This is a genomic window from Flavobacterium sp. FlaQc-49 (genome assembly GCF_044005985.1).
Classification (GTDB): domain Bacteria; phylum Bacteroidota; class Bacteroidia; order Flavobacteriales; family Flavobacteriaceae; genus Flavobacterium; species Flavobacterium cupriresistens.
Window position 1 is genome coordinate 168,341 of the sequence record NZ_JBIPCS010000009.1, and the last position, 14,117, is coordinate 182,457.

Below are 14,117 nucleotides of genomic sequence, written 5' to 3' on the forward strand. Positions count from 1 at the left end.
AAAAACAAAAAAATAAAACATAAATAAAGAGATACTAATTTTTTTAGGGATGATGAACAAACTTTCTCTGACACATGAAGGAGAGAGTGTATACGAAATGTAGAAAAGTTGAATTTTAGGGGTCAAATAAAGTTTTTGACCCAATAAAAGATTTCCCGAGTTATCCATACTTCATTCCTAAAAAGCATTAGTGTCAACAGTTATCGTAAGTAATAAAAAAGAAAAAAGCTTTCTATTTAAGCTTAATATTAAACTATTTGAAAAAAATGAATAATCAGAAATTGTTTCTAAAGCCAAATGTAGTAATTGAACCATTGTTTGATAATTGGTATGCATGGAGTCACTTGATTTCTCCTGCCACCAGTGCAATGAATATAACAGGTCGAAATTTAAAAATTATGAACTCCTATATTCAGGCACCTTCAGCTCATGCTGCGGCAGTTAAAAACCCTAAAATGTTAGGAGGTCCTTTTATTGATTATGGTGGAAAAAGGGTTGACGAAATCCAGAAATTAAAAGAAGAAACTTTAGAGAAACAAAAAGATATGATTGCTTTTAGTGAAGCGATCAAGACTCTTGACACTCTTTTGAAAAACAAAGCAAAAGGGTATTCTTTAGATCCATTGTATGATGAAATTCCTGAAATACTTAAAGGATATGTAGAACTTTATTATGATCTGAACAATCAAGCTTCTTTTCGATTTTTTGAACCACTTTTGTATCATAGCAAATTTTACAATCCAGCTTCACAAAGTATATTATTGTGGTTAACAGAAAATGATGAGCGTCCTTTTGTTTTAAGTACACCGCGTTTAGCAGATAACGAAAAAATTCATTTGAATATTCCATTTAGCCACAAAGGTCTGGATGCGTTGAGCAAAATGAAGAAAAATCCGGGCGATTTTGATTCTATAAAAGAATTATTAGGAATTAGTGAAGAGCAAGCGCCTCTCTTTGAGTCCTTTTTTACTACTGAGGCTCCAAAAGAGTACAATAACTATGAAGGAGACAAAGTTAGAATGAGATATTTCGGTCATGCTTGTATTCTCGTGGAAACAAAAGAGGTCAGTATAATGTTAGACCCCGTAATCAGTTATTATGGATACCCTCAGGAAGTAGAGCGATACTCCGATATGGATTTGCCGGATAGTATTGATTACGTTTTGATTACACACAATCACCAGGACCATATTTTATTCGAAACTTTAATTCCTTTACGTCACAAGATTAAGAATATTGTAGTGCCCAGAGCATCTAATGGTGCTTTACAAGATCCAAGTATAAAATTGATGTTAAATGCTATTGGTTTTGACAATGTGATCGAAATCGATGAGATGGAAGCAATCAAATTTAGTGATTGTGTAATAACCGGTGTGCCTTTTGTTGGAGAACATTCGGATTTAAACATACAGGCAAAAATTTGCCATCATGTAAGTGTTGGAGATTTTAAAATGCTTTTTGTTGCAGATTCCTGTAATATTGAGTCCAGATTATATCAGCACGTTCAAGCAGTTTTAGGAGATATTGATGTTCTTTTTCTGGGAATGGAGTGTGATGGTGCCCCTTTATCATGGCTTTATGGTCCGTTGTTAACAGAGAGTTTACCTAGAGATAAAGATATATCACGCAGATTGGCCGGTTCTAATTTTGAAAAAGGTAAAGGACTTATTAATGCTTTTAATGCAAAAGAAGTATATGTTTATGCCATGGGACAAGAACCTTGGTTGGAATTCATTAGTAGTATAAAATATACCGATGAATCCAATCCGATTGTACAGTCTAATATCCTTATTGAATACTGTAGAGAAAGAAACATTATTTCTGAAAGACTTTTTGGAGAAAAAGAAATTTTTTATAATTACTCAGATGTACTGGTATAATTAAAAGTAGAGATCTTGCATGTCATATTTTACAGCATTAAAATAGTAGCACGAAAGATATTCGCTTGTCTTCTGATATAGTATAGATTGAAATCTATTTAAGGGATTAATACCGATGTTTTTAGTTTAAGAATCTAAAAATTGACTAAATAAAAAAGCTGCTTCTGATGCATTTCAGAATGCAGCTTTTTATTGTTATAGTTCTTCGATGCAGTACCTTTTTTTTACTGTATTCTCAGATCAAGGATTCGGTGGTGTAATTGTATAATGCCATCATACAATCGGAAATATTTGATGCGTTTTTGTTTTTTAAAAGGCATTTCCCAATATTATTTTCAATAAAAAAAAGCATTCAAGTTGATTTTTCCCAGGCCGAATGACATCTTTAGAGGCATAAATGGGAATCTTTGAGAAAAGAAAATAAGATTTTTACATTTTTATAAATCGGTCATCAGTTTCATATTAAAAACGTCACAATCTGTAAGGTGTTGCTTGTTAGTTAGTTATTTATTCTTAAGGCTTTTCTTAAAATAAAATTACGACTTGTATTTTGGTTTGTAAGTAAAATTATAAAAAAAACAATGTTTTTGATTAGGAACTTTCCTATTTCCGTTTGTTATACTTAAAACAAAAGCATGTCGAAGAAAAGAGTTGCCGCATTTTTAACAAGAAAGAATTTGATAGACAAAAACTTCGATTTTGCATTTGGTTAAAACTTATTTCAATACCGTATTGCAACAAATAAAGTACAGTGTGAATAAGTAAAAAGAAGGTTAAAACGATAATAATAGTAGAAATGTCTAACTTAAAACTTGTAATAAATGGATCATTAAAATAGATTGCTTTTCAATAGAAGAGAAAGAATGTACTTATGTCAAGGGTAGTATAAAACTATCTAATTTAATAATATTTTAAATATAAAATTCATGAAGCATATCATTTTAGCATGCTTTTCTTTATTCAGTTTACGTATGTTTTCCCAAAATGTAACTGTAGCCGTAGATAGTAAGATAACCCTCAAAGAATTATTTAAACAAATTGAAAATCAGACAGATTTAAATTTTTCAGTTGCAGATCAAATTGATACAAATCAAAAATATTTTACAAAAGAAGATATTTATAAAGATACACCAATAAATGAGCTTGTTGTTGCGCTAAACAAGAGCTCTTCTATTGAATTTTCAATTGCAGGGAATTCTATTTTAGTAAAACAAAAAACTTTAAATACAACTAAAAAAAGTAAGTTAAGTGGACAGGTTCTCGACGAGAGTAATCAACCTGTAATAGGTGCTAATGTTTTTATAAAAGAGCTAGCAAGAGGTGTTGTGACTGATGCAAATGGAATGTTTTCTATAGAATTGGAAAAGGGGAGTTATACGGTTCGGATTCGTTCTATGGGTTTTAAAAATATAGAAGAACTGGTTACAATTTCGGATGATATGACAATGAATTTTGTTATGAAAGATGATAGCCAACAATTGGAACAGGTAATCATAATCGGTACGAAAGCAGTTGATATCAAGAACCCTCAAATGAGTGTCAATAAGCTTAATATGGAAGAGATAAAGAGGATTCCGGTTGTTATGGGCGAGGCAGATCCTTTAAAGGCGATCTTGACATTACCGGGAGTTACTAACGGAGGAGAAGCTTCATCAGGATTTAATGTTCGCGGTGGTGCTGCCGATCAGAATTTAATTCTTTTGGATGGTGCTCCGGTATACAATGATTCTCATTTGTTTGGTTTTTTCTCTGTTTTTAATGCAGATATTGTTAGTGGATTGGATTTATATAAGGGAGGTATTCCTTCTAAATTTGGTGGTCGTGTTTCTTCTGTTCTTGATGTGAGCCAACAAACTGGAAATTTTGAAGAATACAAGATAAATGGAGGTATTGGTACGGCATCCAGTAGGTTATTAGTGCAAGGCCCTGTAAAAAAAGACAAAGGTTCCTTTATTATAGCAGGACGTGCTTCGTATGCTCATTTATTTTTGAAAGTGACAGATATTAAGAGTACTGCTATGTTCTATGATCTTAATGCAAAGTTTAACTATCGATTGAGCGCCAATAACACGCTTGCTTTCTCGGGATATTTAGGGAACGATACATTTGAAATAAGCAAACGATTTACCAATTCATATGGGAATACAATGGGTATCTTAAATTGGACCCATAAATTTTCTGATAAATTAGATACAAAGCTAGGCGTCTTTTATAGTGACTATAAATTTAGTCTAGGAATTGAAATGGAAGATTTTGAATGGAAAAGTGCTATTAAGAGTTATGGACTTAAATACAATTGGAATCATTCTCTATCAGAAAAGTTTAAACTCAACTATGGAATTGATGGTTTGTATTATAATTTTAATCCGGGTGTTTTAGAACCTACAACTTCGGATTCTCAGGTTAATTACAGACAACTTGACAAAAAGTTTGCGTTGGAAACTTCTGCATATATTGATTTTGAACATCAGATTACTAAGAAACTTAACCTTCGCTACGGATTGCGTTATAGTATGTTTTATCGTTTAGGTGCAGAAGAGATCAGCACCTATGAAAATGATATGGCCGTAGTATATAATCCAATTTATGATATTTATGAACAAGGTACTCCAACAGGAACAGTTTCATACGGAAGTGGAGAAGTGATAAGTAGTTTTAATAATTTTGAACCACGTTTTGCATTATCCTACGCTTTTAACGAAAACACTTCAGTAAAAGCAAGTTACAACAGGATGGCACAATATGTTCATATATTATCCAATTATCAGTCCCTATCACCAATGAATGTTTGGACACCTAGCGGACCATTTACCAAACCTCAACTATTAGATCAATATGCGGTAGGGTATTTTAAAAATTTTAAGGATAATGATTATTCTTTTGAAGGAGAGTTATTCTATAAGAATGTTCAAAATCGTATGGATTATATTGATGACGCAAGTATATTAGGAAATAATAATATCGAAAGAGTTATTCTGAATGGTAAAGCCAGATCTTATGGTGCTGAATTATTATTTAGAAAAAACACCGGTAGATTTACGGGATGGGTTTCTTATACGTTGTCCAAAACAGAACAAAAAACTCCGGGTAGAACTGCCGATGAGCCTGGTATCGCAAACGGGAATTGGTATTTATCAGGATATGACAAACTGCATAATTTAAATATTGTGACAAGTTATGCACTAAGTCCGAAGTGGTCTTTTAATACCAACTTTGCATTACAGTCCGGCCAGCCTGTGACGTATTCGAATGGTTACTATGAATTTGGAGGTCGTAATATACCAAATTATGGAGTGAGAAATGCAAACAGACTACCGGTTTATCATCACTTGGATATAGCGGCAACTTATACGCCAAAGCCGGATAAAAAGAAGGGATGGCAAAGTTATTGGGTATTTAGCATTTATAATGTTTACGGTAGAAAAAATGCTGCTTCAATGACGTTTACAACAAACGATGATACAGGAGATAATGAAACAAGAAAGTTATCCATTTATGGGTTTGTACCTGGTATTTCTTATAATTTTAAATTTTAATAGCATGCAGAGATTAAAAAAATATATGTTAAAAAGTAAAGGATTGACTTTGTTTAGTCTTCTTTTTGTTTTGTTCTTTACATCTTGTGAAGAGGTCGTACACCTGGATTTGGATACTGGAGAACCTAAAATAGTTATAGATGCCGAGATACAATGGAAGAAAGGAACAAGTGGCAATAATCAGGTAATAAAGATCAGTAAAATGGCTCCTTATTACAGTACAACTACACCAAAAGTTTCCGGAGCGCAAGTAAGGGTTGAAAACACTAATGGAGATGTTTTTACTTTTACGGAGTCTGCACCGGGTTCCTATGTATGTACTAATTTTGTTCCCGTTATTAATATGGAGTATACTTTGTATGTAACAGTAGAGGGACAAAGTTTTACGGCAGTTGAAAAGTTAACTTCTGTAACTCCAATTAATAGGGTTGAACAGACGCTAATGCCGGATATAACAGGACCGGATTTAATTGTGCTGACCTATTATTTTAATGATCCGGTCGATCAGGAGAATTATTATCTGGTAGATTACACAGGAGACTTTCTGCGTTATCCTGAATACACTTTAATTGATGATGAATCAACAAATGGAAATGTTATGAATACCAGTTTCGCAGATGCGGATATGAAGCCCGGGAAAACAGTTGCGATTGTACATCGTGGTATTTCTAAAAAGTTTTACAATTATATGAATCTAATATTGAGAGCGTCAGGCGGAAATGCCTCTTCTACGCCACCAAGTAACATTAGAGGAAATATTGTGAATAGTAATGATGCTAAAAATTTCGCATTAGGATATTTCAGACTTTGTGAATCCGATACGATTTCTTATTTAGTAGAATAAAAGGTTTTAATTATTGAGGTTGGTTTTTAATTACATCTGGTATATAAAATAATTTATACCAGATGTTTTTTTATAGTTTAAGTAGCGTTTTTTTCAGAAACAAGAAGTTACGGGTGTGTCTTTCGCCTGAACTGTCTTCTTGTAATGTCGAAAATAGGTTAACCAATATTTATCCATACTTTTGCTTTCACAGAGCTTTTGGACTTGATATCTTGATTTTTTTTAAAAAAAACTGCCTTTCTTAGAATAAAGTTTCTCACCAGTAAGAGTTCAGTCCTTAGTGTTAAAACAGTTATTTTCAGAATGTTCAACATCTTAGAAAATCATTTTTCAAAAAACGCACAAAAGATTCCTGTAAGAGCAGAGGATTTTTATTTGCAAACATGAAAAACATTGCTATATTTGCAACCGCTTATCACAACAAAGCGTAACAAAACAAGCTTCGGGGAGATACTCAAGCGGCCAACGAGGGCAGACTGTAAATCTGCTGTGTGAACTTCGCAGGTTCGAATCCTGCTCTCCCCACAAAAAAGTCCTAATTTTCATTAGGGCTTTTTTTTGTTCTTTCTTTTTATAGTAATTCCAATATTTCTACTACTGCTTTTCAAAGTTTTGACAGAACCTGGATCAAGTCCGAAAGTTGTGGGGAAGTAAAAATCTCGCAGAGTCGCAAAATCGCAAAGTTTTAATGAAAAAACAGAAAAAAGTTTGAGACTCTATACTATTTTTAGAAATCCAAAGCGAGAAAGTAGAAAACAGAAAGGTGGAGCTTAAAAACAGGAAAAAACTTAGCGGCTTGGCGTCTTTGCGAGATCGTCAAAGCGAGAAGTTAGAAAATTAGGTACTTAAAAAGCTCTGGCCAAAAAGTATATGATCTGCTACTTCTAACAAAAGAAATTTCTAAAAATTATTTCACAACTTTTTAACTTGATTAGAAATTACAGAAGTACAAGATATTTGTTCCTCCACAACAATATGTCTTGATCCCAGAATCTGCCATGCAAATGCTCGTGATAAGAAATCTGAAAGTGATGTCTTTTTTGATCACACATAGGATACTAGAAAATTTAAAGTACATAACTGAATTAATGCAATCCTGCTAAAATTTAATGTTCAGTGATCCAAAATATTTTATAAAAGGATCATTAAATTTAAAACAGAGCTAAATACCCTAAATACCAAAGCTGACAGGTTTTTGAAACCTGTCAGCTTTAATTCACAAAAGCAAAGAAAATAATCTTTTTACTTCTCGACAACTTTAGGGTTTAACTCATTTTTTAGTCTTTACTTGAATTCTATCTCGAAATAATTGAGAATTGCTTTATAACTATCCTGTGCAGTAAGACAGGTATCGAGCAGATATTCTTTCACATTATTCCATTCCTGAAGCCCTCTGTAATAAAAAAGTTTAAGCTGTTCATCTATTATAAATGGAACTATATTGTTTGCGAGACATTCTTTAAAAATAATTAACCGTCCTACACGACCATTGCCATCTTGAAAGGGATGTATGATTTCAAATTTATGATGAAAATCGATGATGTCTTCGATGGTTTTACTTTTAATGTTATGGTAAGTTATGAGAAGTTTTTTCATTTCTTCAGAAACTTGACGGGGATGGCAAGTCTGATTCCCCCCAACTTCGTTAGGTAGTTTTTTGTATTCACCAACGTTAAACCAATCTTTGCCGCTATCGGAGGTACCGGACTTTAATAAAAAATGTAGTTCTTTAATGATTGATTCAGTAAGTTTTGCATTCGCTTTTTCGATAATAAAGTCGATGCAGCGAAAGTGATTGGAAGTTTCGATAATGTCATCTACGTTTACGCTTTCTTTGGAAATACCAATGGTATTAGTTTCAAAAATGTATCTCGTTTGGTCGTGAGTAAGTCTGCTACCTTCAATTTTATTTGAATTATAGGTTAAATCAATCTGCGTACGGTGATAGATACCACCTTTCAGTTTCATTTCCTTTTGTTCTTTCAGGCTGTTCAGTAAAATATTCTTGCTTATTTTTTTATTTCCTTTTTGCGGAATTACAGCATCTTCAGGAATACTCCAGGTTTTACCTGTTAAGAAAGCTCCTTTCAATTTCCCTGAAGCACAATAGTTGCGAATAGTCCTTTCGGATAGCTCCAGCTTTTTTGCAAATTCTACTACTGAAAGATATTTCATGTTTTTTTAAATTCCGTTATCGGCAAAGATATGACAAAATTTTATGTAAAAATATTCAATTTTTTGCCGATATCGGAAATGTGAAATAAAAAATACGTATCGCCAACACTCCAAGATGGTGTGTTTTAGAGTTTTTTGAAAGAATAAAAGGCAACTCCACATCTTTCAACACAGAATACCTACACCGATATTAAACTCCCCGATAAGAATCATCAACTTCTATCTGCACCTTTGGCAGAGGTTCGTGTAAGTGCTTTTTTAACCTATATATCGGCAGATAAGTAAACAATATCGAAAGTAGACCTGCAAGGACCGCATCCAGAAGGGCCATAAGAGTAGGATCCAATTTATGGTTGACAGTTAGGCTCTGCTGCGCAAGGAGTAATACAGCTAATACCAGTAAACCGGTTACGATGCCGTGTAACAGACATAATTTTGTTATAAATCTGTTTTTATTCAGGGTATGGTCTATCGCCACTTCAATTGATTCTTTTTCGGCAGCAACAATAACGCGGTTAATGATATCCATCGTCAGGATTACGGGTAAAAATATAGCCATTGGCAATGTTAAACGGGCTAAGCTTTGGGGACCGGCAAAAAAATGAGTATACCCCAATTCTTGAAAACTGGCATAAGCAACAATAAAATTGAAACATACGTTGGGAATGATATAGTAAATCGCGCGCTTTCTTAGAAAACGTTTGAGGGATGTTTTTTTGGGCTTGGCTGCTGTTGTCATAAGTAATTTTATAAAGAGGAAGTCAGTAAAGCTATGGCCTTGTCTCTAATTTTTAAGGCTTCTTCTTTAGGTAAGAAATCCTGATTGGACATCAATGTAAAGTCCATTTGATCCCGATAGGTAGAGGTAACTAAAGTATTTGAATTTAACCAAGGAAATGCTACCGTTGGGCTAATGATATCTTCCAGAGTGAAATTTTTATAAGTATTCGGGATCTGAAGACTCCCCATATTGGAAAGCGTCAGATCGTGTCCACCTCGGCTTGATTTTAACAGTCCAATCATTCGATTGACCAGAGGATGCATTTGTTCCCCCATCCACAGCAGTTCCCGGGCGTCCATTTTTTCTATTTTTTGAGTAAGATCCTGTTTGATATGTTTGGCTTGGTCCAGTATCTTAGAGGTATTCTTTTTTAATGATAATTCTACTGTTGGGGCAAAGGCAAACAAGTGGTCTTTTTTAATTTCAGGAATAAAATGGCGGATATCAATTGGACTAATTACTTTTTTTTTCGCCGCTTTACCTTGTGCGTCTTGAAAAGCTTGCATAAACGCGGTACAAAGAAGGGCATGTACGGAAATACCACTGTCTTTACATTTCTGTTTTATAAAAGCAGAGTTGGTTGGATCTACTTTCCAATGAATGGCATAATTTTTCCCGAGATTTCTTTTTTTATTTTTGCGTTGCAGCAAAAAGAAGGATTTTGCCAAAAGTAGATAAAGTTTTGCTTTGCGTGTTTTTTTTTGAATATCAAACTGTGGCGACAAAAAATGGTTTACCGATTGGAAGAGTTGATAAGGTTCCAAATCAAGAGTCGGATCATCTATTAAAGCAAGTAATTCCTGCATCAAAGTGACCATACCGGTTCCATCGCAGATGCAATGCGGCAATACCCATAACAATTCAGATAATTCCTGTCCTTTGACCCATACCAATTGGCCCAGAGGAGAGCTTTCATCATTAAACTGCCGATACCATTCCTGTTCGGATTCCGCTAACCAATCGGTATCTGTTTGACGTTGCACTATACGAAGCGGAATTGGTTTCATATTTTTCTTGATGACAAAAACAGGATGTTGCTTATCCTGTAAATCAATTGCTGCACGGAGCAACGGATGTTTGTTTTGGATTTTTGCCAAAGCAATTTGGAGGTGTTCTTTTTGAATCTCACCTTTGATTTTTGCCGTAAACACACAATTTAAAGGGGTGTTGGCATCAATAAACATGATTCGTTCTACTAATAAGAGTTTTCGTTTGATCATGAGGCTGCTTGATAATTTAATCGGCGTTTAATGGAATCAATTAGTTCATCACGAATGGCTAAGGCTTCGTGATAAGGCAAATAACCTTCACTTCCCACAAACGAGAAGTCCATAACACCTTGATAAGTGGAGGTGACCATCGTCGTTGTATTGCCTAGTGGCCCAAGGACGGATGGACTAAAAATAGTTTCTAACGTAAAGGATTGGTATTGATGTGGTATCTGAATACGCCCCAAATTGGAAAACATACAATCATTAGACGACTTGCCTCGTTTGAGAAGCTTTGTAAAGCTGTTTAACGCATTATGAGCAGATTCCATAACCATCATGGTGATATAGGGATTAAGTTTGGCTGTTTTGCGATCTACATAATCCTGCATTAACCGTAAATTGTCTAAGAAATCGAGTTTGGGATTAGAGGATAGGACAATCATCAAACCGAAGGCGAAAATATGATCTTCTTTTACCTGAGGAGCAAAGCGCCTGATATCTACCGGACAAGAAACTTTATTAAAAGCTTTGTCTCCGCGTACGTTTTTAAAGATGTCCAGTACGGTCGCACTTAAAAAAGTATTGACCGTGATTTCTAGTGATTTGCAGTGGGAAATAAGCTGTTGACTCGTAGTTTGGTCTAATTTCCAATGAATCAGATAGTCTGTTTGTCGATCAATTGCTTTTTTGCTCACGGGAATACATTTGATCGTTAAGGTTGCTAGTCGACCAATCATTTTTGCCTTAAACCTTTGTCTGTTATTTTTTAAAATAGGTGCAGGAACAACGTCCTGAATACCTAAAATAGGATTTTCCATGCCTATATCTGCTGTCGGATCATCCAATACTTTTAAAAATTCATAAATTAAAGTGATCGCTGAGCCACCATCACACAAGCAATGATGGAATACAAGCAACATATCTGAGCTATCGTTTCCTTTGATCCACACCAAGCGGATCAAAGGTTTGTTTTTGTAATCAAAGAGTGTATGCCATTCTTGCATAGATTCTTGTTGCCAGTCCTCTTCGCTTTTTCGATCCACAATACGGATCGGAATTGGACTCGTTTGTTCAGGCACTTCAAACCAAGGGACATTCTTCTCGTCAATATGGATGTTTGCCCGTAACCAAGGATGTTTTTTTTGAAGTCTGCCTAATGCATACTGAATATCTTTTTCCTCAAATACACCGCGCAGGCGAAAAGGAATCACGGCATGGAACGGTTCTTTTCCTTCACCCAATAACATGCGCTCTCCAAATAATAATCTTCTTTTCATTTTTTATATTGAAGTTAATACCGAACGTTCTTGTTTTACAAAATCTTCCAATAAGGCAACTGCCTGTTCATTACCGCCTGCTGTTAGGAAAGCTGCCTGAACTTCTTTGGCTGCATTTCTGTATTTAGGGTTTTCCAAGAGCTCAAAGACGGTCTCCCTCAAGGCTTCTATTCGAAGTCGTTTGTATCGGATACTGATTCCACAGCCAGCCTGTTCAATTAACTTGGCTGTATGGAAGTGATCGTAAGCGATTGGTGTAATCAACATGGGAAGGCCATTGGTAAAGGTGTCGTTTACGGTATTGAAACCACCGTGACAAATCACCATATCCATATGCGGCATCAATGTGGCTTGTGGGACAAAACCATTTACAATAAAATTAGCGGGCCATTCGTCAAATATGTCGGGGGGTGTTGCTGCAATAATAGTGACAGGTTGGTCTGCAAATGCTTCAATGAGTTTACCGAAAAAAGCTTTGCGAATATCCACTAATAAAGTACCCAAAGACACAAATATTTTTGGCGTCGTGCTGGCTGCCAGTCGTTCCCAGTCAAAAGGACTATTATTGGGACGGCCTTTTACCGGACCTACAAATTTCATGTGTGAAGGTACGGTTTCAAAACCTGCAAAGGCTTGTGAGGTGAACACCAGGTTTAATTGATGCGAATGTATAAAAATACCTTCTTCAACAATACCAACCTCTTTTTGTAGGTCTTTGATGAGGTTTTGCTGCCATTCAAATATTTTGGGAGCACTTTTCTCTGTGTCGCCCATGACATCTGGTGGCACGGGGGTTGTCGTCACAGAGGGGATGCGATGTTTGTGTGCGAATAAAGCTCCGCCAAAGGTGATGCAATCATTGATAATCACATCAGGTTGCCAGTGGCTGACTAGTGTTTCTAATCCCGGCATCATCATTTTAGCAAAGGGAACATAGGTTTCTTCCAGTGCTAATTTCATGACTTCCGGTCCCGAACAAGAAGGCCCATCATCTTGGCGTTTTAAGATCTGCTGAAGCTCCTGCTGAAAGGGTATAAGGTCTTTTTCGGGATAGATATAGGTTCCTCCTGTGGGAATATGTTCATCTGCCAGTGGTGTAATGCCAAACCATTTGACTTCATGACCACGAGCAAGTAAACTGGCACCCAAACTTAATGTCGGACTGATATGTCCAAAAAAGGGTGGAACAACAATGAGAAATTTAGCCGCAGATTCGACAGAGGATTGCGCAGGAGCTATGGCACGTTCAAGTAGATTTGCTGCGGTCTTCGTTCCGCCTGCCTCTATAAAAGATTGACGTACTTTGAGGGCGGCTTCACGATATTGCGGCTGATTCAAGATAGTATCAACAGCGTTTCTTAGGTGATTTGCTTTAAATCGGTTAAAATTGAGACGTTCACCTGCACCGGTACGTACGACACGTCCTGCAACATGTGATTGATCGTATGCAATTGGAATAACAACGAGTGGCAGACCATGTGAAAGGGTTTCAGAGACCGTATTGTGTCCACCATGGCACACGACAGCATCTAAATGGGGTAGCAAATCCAATTGTGGGACTTGAGAATAGACCATAAAATTTTCAGGCCACTGATCAAATAGATTGGAATCTGAAACAACTACAACCGTTAAATCTTCGTCCTGAAAGGCATCGATTACCTTTTGAAAAAAGGCTTTCTTATGTTCGTGGTCAAATGTAGTACCTATGCTGACTAAAATTTTTTTCCTTGGACTACTTTTCAGCTGCTCCCAATCGAAAGCACACGATAGACGGCGTTCTGTTAGTACCGGACCTGTAAATTGATAGTTGGAGGTGAGCTCCATTTCTCCAAAGAAATACGGAGAAGTTAATACTAAAGTAAGCAAATCAGAACAAGCCAACGATTGGTTTTCTTGGACACCGAGTTCTTTTTGTAAAGCCATGATCTGCTTGACTTCCCATTCATGCACTTTCGGTAGCTCACTGATAATCTTGATGGCTGCCGGGGCTGTTACGGAGGTCGCATAAGGTCGATTCATTTTTTTTGCCGCAATTGCCGCGGCAAATAATTGATGATCCCCGATTACTAAATCCGGTTCATAGGCTTCCAACAGCTTAACGATTCCTTTATAACAATGTCTGTTTAAAGGGATCAAAACTTCTTCATATAAAAACTTGATACTATCAATGCCGTAAACGACTTTCTTTGAGATGATATCCAGATAGTGTTCGCTCTCTCTTTTTTCTTCGTCAGTCTGATCGTATTGGATAAGCAATAGTTGCCCGCCTGAAGGAAGTTTGGAGTTTAAGTTTTGGTCCAAACTGATCCAGGCTACTTGATGTCCTCTTTCCAAGAGTTCGGCACCAATGCTCAATGTTGGATTTACGTGACCTGTTAATGGGGGAACAACAAATACAAATTTAGCCATGGTT

At 35.9% G+C, this 14,117-nt stretch carries 8 protein-coding genes and 1 tRNA gene; 4 read left to right on the forward strand and 5 right to left on the reverse strand.

Annotated elements, in window-relative coordinates; all coding sequences use genetic code 11:
- Nucleotides 1–266 precede the first annotated feature (266 nt).
- The 4 genes from ACHRV3_RS17755 (at nt 267) to ACHRV3_RS17770 (ending at nt 6,785) form a co-directional block, all read left to right on the forward strand.
- A complete protein-coding gene (locus ACHRV3_RS17755; RefSeq protein WP_395436037.1) occupies nt 267–1,880 on the forward strand; it encodes an MBL fold metallo-hydrolase in 1,614 nt (537 codons plus the stop codon).
- 926 nt (nt 1,881–2,806) lie between these two features.
- A complete protein-coding gene (locus tag ACHRV3_RS17760; RefSeq protein ID WP_047778822.1) occupies nt 2,807–5,416 on the forward strand; it encodes a carboxypeptidase-like regulatory domain-containing protein in 2,610 nt (869 codons plus the stop codon).
- Between the two features lie 4 nt (nt 5,417–5,420).
- Nucleotides 5,421–6,260: a DUF4249 domain-containing protein gene (locus ACHRV3_RS17765; RefSeq protein WP_395442786.1), complete on the forward strand. Its 840-nt coding sequence runs from the start codon at nt 5,421–5,423 to the stop codon at nt 6,258–6,260.
- A 444-nt stretch (nt 6,261–6,704) separates the two neighbouring features.
- Nucleotides 6,705–6,785: transfer RNA gene (locus tag ACHRV3_RS17770), tRNA-Tyr, on the forward strand.
- 759 nt (nt 6,786–7,544) lie between these two features.
- Here the strand turns inward: ACHRV3_RS17770 and ACHRV3_RS17775 are convergent.
- From ACHRV3_RS17775 to ACHRV3_RS17795, 5 genes are all read right to left on the reverse strand, one after another.
- Complete coding sequence (locus tag ACHRV3_RS17775) at nt 7,545–8,435, reverse strand: Fic family protein (protein ID WP_395436039.1); 891 nt, start codon at nt 8,433–8,435, stop codon at nt 7,545–7,547.
- Nucleotides 8,436–8,625: 190 nt separating this feature from the next.
- A complete protein-coding gene (locus tag ACHRV3_RS17780; RefSeq protein WP_395436040.1) occupies nt 8,626–9,174 on the reverse strand; it encodes a hypothetical protein in 549 nt (182 codons plus the stop codon).
- Nucleotides 9,175–9,182: 8 nt separating this feature from the next.
- Nucleotides 9,183–10,436 (reverse strand): condensation domain-containing protein, encoded by a 1,254-nt coding sequence (locus tag ACHRV3_RS17785; protein WP_395436041.1) that lies wholly within the window; start codon nt 10,434–10,436, stop codon nt 9,183–9,185.
- The gene (locus tag ACHRV3_RS17790; RefSeq protein WP_395436042.1) at nt 10,433–11,704 is read right to left on the reverse strand and encodes a condensation domain-containing protein; all 1,272 of its coding nucleotides are present in this window, start codon (nt 11,702–11,704) and stop codon (nt 10,433–10,435) included. The genes ACHRV3_RS17785 and ACHRV3_RS17790 overlap by 4 nt, the downstream gene beginning before the upstream one ends.
- Nucleotides 11,705–11,707: 3 nt before the next feature.
- Nucleotides 11,708–14,113 (reverse strand): glycosyltransferase, encoded by a 2,406-nt coding sequence (locus ACHRV3_RS17795; RefSeq protein ID WP_395436043.1) that lies wholly within the window; start codon nt 14,111–14,113, stop codon nt 11,708–11,710.
- Between the last annotated feature and the right edge of the window lie 4 nt (nt 14,114–14,117).

Coding starts and splice junctions, on each gene's coding strand:
- ACHRV3_RS17755 (WP_395436037.1), top strand. CDS start 267: ATGAATAATCAGAAATTGTTTCTAAAGCCAAATGTAGTAATTGAACCA.
- ACHRV3_RS17760 (WP_047778822.1), top strand. CDS start 2,807: ATGAAGCATATCATTTTAGCATGCTTTTCTTTATTCAGTTTACGTATG.
- ACHRV3_RS17765 (WP_395442786.1), top strand. CDS start 5,421: ATGCAGAGATTAAAAAAATATATGTTAAAAAGTAAAGGATTGACTTTG.
- ACHRV3_RS17775 (WP_395436039.1), bottom strand. CDS start 8,435: ATGAAATATCTTTCAGTAGTAGAATTTGCAAAAAAGCTGGAGCTATCC.
- ACHRV3_RS17780 (WP_395436040.1), bottom strand. CDS start 9,174: ATGACAACAGCAGCCAAGCCCAAAAAAACATCCCTCAAACGTTTTCTA.
- ACHRV3_RS17785 (WP_395436041.1), bottom strand. CDS start 10,436: ATGATCAAACGAAAACTCTTATTAGTAGAACGAATCATGTTTATTGAT.
- ACHRV3_RS17790 (WP_395436042.1), bottom strand. CDS start 11,704: ATGAAAAGAAGATTATTATTTGGAGAGCGCATGTTATTGGGTGAAGGA.
- ACHRV3_RS17795 (WP_395436043.1), bottom strand. CDS start 14,113: ATGGCTAAATTTGTATTTGTTGTTCCCCCATTAACAGGTCACGTAAAT.